General features: G+C 75.8%; 2 protein-coding genes. One reads left to right on the top strand and one right to left on the bottom strand.

Going from position 1 to position 2,590, the window contains the following annotated elements; translation table 11 throughout:
* Positions 1 to 73: 73 nt before the first annotated feature.
* A complete protein-coding gene (locus tag KS423_RS43245; protein ID WP_224285171.1) occupies positions 74 to 1,567 on the bottom strand; it encodes a PP2C family protein-serine/threonine phosphatase in 1,494 nt (497 codons plus the stop codon).
* Positions 1,568 to 1,802: 235 nt separating this feature from the next.
* Here KS423_RS43245 and KS423_RS43240 point away from each other — a divergent pair, with 235 nt between their 5' ends.
* A complete protein-coding gene (locus KS423_RS43240) occupies positions 1,803 to 2,366 on the top strand; it encodes an O-acetyl-ADP-ribose deacetylase (protein WP_224285170.1) in 564 nt (187 codons plus the stop codon).
* The last annotated feature ends 224 nt before the right edge of the window (positions 2,367 to 2,590 follow it).

Below are 2,590 nucleotides of genomic sequence, written 5' to 3'. Positions count from 1 at the left end.
GGAGTTCACCCACCCGGGCCGCCGCGTTGTCCGCCCGCCCGCGTGCTCGCCGACGTATTCGCCCGTGCGTCCGTCAGCCCAGGATCAGCTGCACCGGGTTGCGCTCCAGCAGCAGCACCGCGACGTCGTCGGTCAGCGCGCCGCCGTTCAGCTCCTCGACCTCGGCGATGGCGCTGTCGACCAGCCGCCCCCGGGTCAGCCCGGCGGCCTGGTGGTCGCCGACCAGGTCCGCGAGCCCGTCCTGGCCCAGCCGGCGCGACCCGGCCCCGACCCGGCCCTCGATCAGTCCGTCGGTGTAGAGCAACAGCCGCCAGCCGGCCGGAAGTTCGACCTCGTGGGCGGGCCAGGCGGCCTGCCCGTCGTGGCACGGCAACAGGCCGAGCGCGGGCCCGGCGAGGTCGGCGGGCAGGGTGATCGGCCCGTGGTCCCGGCCGAGCAGCAGCGGCGCCGGGTGCCCGGCGAGGTAGAGCCGGGCCCGCTCGCCGGTGCCGGGCGAGTCGCGGCCGCTGTCGGCGGCGGGCTCGATGACCAGCATGCAGAGCGTCGCGAAGATCTCGTCGCTGCGCCGCTCGTGCTCCAGCACGTGCTGGAGGGTGGTGAGCAGGGCCTCGCCGGTGAGGCCCGCGAAGACCAGGGTGCGCCACGCTATCCGGAGCGCGACACCGAGCGCGGCCTCGTCCGGGCCGTGGCCGCAGACGTCGCCGATCACGACGTGGACGGTGCCGTCGTCGGTGCGCACGGCGTCGTAGAAGTCGCCGCCGAGCAGTGCGCGGCGGCGGCCGGGGCGGTAGCGCCGGGTGAAGGAGAGCCCGGCGCCGTCGAGCAGCGGGGTGGGCAGCAGGTGGCGCTGGAGGCGGGCGTTCTCCTGGCCGCGCAACTCCGCCTCGACCAGGCGGCGCTGGGACTCGTCGGCGCGCTTGCGCTCGACGGCGTAGCGCAGGGCGCGGGCGAGCAACGGGCCGTCCGTCTCGTGCTTCAGCAGGAAGTCCTGGGCGCCGGCCGCGACGGCGGCCGCACCGAGTTCGGCTCCGGCGGCGTCGGTGAGCACGACGACCGGGGTGTGCGGGGCCCGGCGGAGCAGCTCGTGCAGGCCTTCCAGCCCGTCCGAGGAGTCGGACGGGTGCGGCAGGTCGGCGGGCGCGGCGAGGTCGAGCAGCACGCAGCCGAACTCGGGGGTGCGGGAACGCCCGCGCCGGGCCCAGGGCGCGGGCGGGGCGAGCAGTTCGGTGGCCTGGTCCAGCCCACGGGCCCAGTGGATCTCGATCGAGGCGCCGCTGTCGGCCGCCGCGGCCTTGATCAGCTGGGCGTCCGAGGCGTCGTCCTCGATGACCAGCAGCCGCAGCGGCGCGTCGTCGGCCGGCCCGTCCGCCCCCGCAGGGCCTCCCGGCTCGGAGATGTGGGACGGGTGGGAGGCGTGCGCGGCCCGCGAGCGGGGGTGGGGTATCGGGGGAGCCGCCGTGGCCGGTCCGGTCGTGGCGCGGTTGCGGGCATGACCGACGGGGGCGCCGCCATGGGCGCCCGCCAGGTCCGCGGCACCAGGTGCCCGCCCGTCTCCCGTTGCGGGCATCGGTGGTTCCTCCCTTTCCCTGACTGCGTAACGGTCGGCGTCCGTCCGCAGTGCCCGCCTGGCACCGCGCGTCGGGGAACTTCTCGCGACCATAACGTGATCTCCGGGGATTTCTCTGGCCGACCGGCGCCGTTGTGGTTATTGCCACGCCGGTGGCGGTGTGGTGACTGGACTCGGACGACGACTCGGTTCCCGTCCCGGCGGCGGCCGGGCGGCCCGGGGGAGGGAGCTGGAGATGGTGGCACGGATCACCCTGGTGGAGGGTGACATCACGGAACAGCCGGTGGACGCGGTGGTGAACGCCGCCAACTCGTCCTTGCTGGGCGGTGGCGGGGTGGACGGCGCGATCCACCGCAGGGGCGGGCCGCAGATCCTGGAGGAGTGCCGCCGGCTGCGGGCCTCGCACTGGGGCAAGGGGCTCCCCACCGGTCGGGCGGTGGCGACGACGGCCGGGCGGCTGCCGGCCCGGTGGGTGGTGCACACCGTCGGGCCGGTGTACCGGGCGGAGGAGTACGAGGAGCGGGCGGAGCTGCTGGCCTCCTGCTATCGCGAGTCGCTGCGCACCGCGGCGGCGCTCGGCGCGCGCACGGTGGCCTTCCCGGCCGTGTCGGCCGGGATCTACGGCTGGCCGCCGGCGGACGCGGCCCGGATCGCGCTCGGCACCGTCGCGGAGGTGCTGGACGGTGGTGACGCGGAGGCGGGGGCGGAGCTGGCGGAGGTGCGGTTCGTGCTGTTCGGGTCGGAGATGTACGAGGTGTTCGAACGGGTCCGGCGGGAGCTGTCCGAGCAGGACGGCTGACGGCGGGCTGGGCGTGGTGCCGACCGGGCGGCGTGTGGTGGCGCCGCTCGGCCGGGTCCATCGTGGCGTGCCGAGGCGTCAACACGCCAGAGATATTCGATAACTCGTTCGAGTGAATGTGTCGGGTCGCTCACCAGCTCCCGCGTGCACCGGCGGCCGTGCGCTCCCTGCCCGCCGGCGCCGCGCAGGCCGCCACCCGGCGCTGCCGGGCCCCACCGCCCCCG

The sequence above is a fragment of the Streptomyces sp. LS1784 genome (assembly GCF_020103755.1).
GTDB lineage: Bacteria > Actinomycetota > Actinomycetes > Streptomycetales > Streptomycetaceae > Kitasatospora.
The sequence above is the reverse complement of the archived record's forward strand: the minus strand, read 5'-3'. Positions and strand labels throughout refer to the sequence as shown.